The sequence below is a fragment of the Kitasatospora nipponensis genome (assembly GCF_039528135.1).
In the GTDB taxonomy this organism is placed as follows: domain Bacteria; phylum Actinomycetota; class Actinomycetes; order Streptomycetales; family Streptomycetaceae; genus Kitasatospora; species Kitasatospora nipponensis.
Genome location: NZ_BAAALF010000900.1, coordinates 1 through 599, shown reverse-complemented (window position 1 = coordinate 599; position 599 = coordinate 1). Strand labels below are relative to the sequence as shown.

The 599-nt window shown below is 66.4% G+C and carries 1 protein-coding gene; it reads left to right on the top strand.

The window, feature by feature from the left end:
• A partial coding sequence (locus ABD323_RS43945; RefSeq protein ID WP_425556364.1) for an ABC transporter substrate-binding protein occupies positions 1 to 599 on the top strand: 599 nt, incomplete at both ends.

The following is a 599-nucleotide window of genomic DNA, read 5'->3' as shown; positions in this document are numbered from 1 at the left end:
GGCCTTCTTCGAGGGAATCTACGGCGGCGCCAAGAAGAGCGGCGTCACCTACGGCGTCCCGAACGACACCAACCCGGAGGTGCTCTGGTTCGACAAGAAGGCGCTGGCCGAGGCCGGGATCACCGAGGACCCGGCGGCGCTGAACGAGGCCGGTCGCTGGACCATGGCCACCTACCTGGAGATGAACGCCAAGCTGAAGGCCGCCGACAAGTACGGCTCGATCTTCTGGAACTGGTACGGCGCCAACTACAGCCTGGTGAACGGCTTCGGCGGCAAGGTCTGGGAGAACGGCAAGTACGTCGCGACCACGGACCCGAAGTCCCGTCAGGCGCTCAAGGTGCTCGCCGACGGCTACCGGGACAAGACCTTCGCCTCCGCCGACCTGCTGCCCGAGGGCAACAGCGCGTCCACCCAGTTCACCAAGCACAAGGCGGGCTTCTACCCCGGTGGCCGCTGGGTCCTCGAGACCATCCGGAAGGGCGGCGATCTGCCGAACTACGACATCGTGCCGTTCCCGTCCGAGTCCGGGCAGCCGGTCCAGGGTGCGGTCGCCGCGTCCTACCTGACCCTCAACAAGGACGGCAAGCACAAGAAGGAGG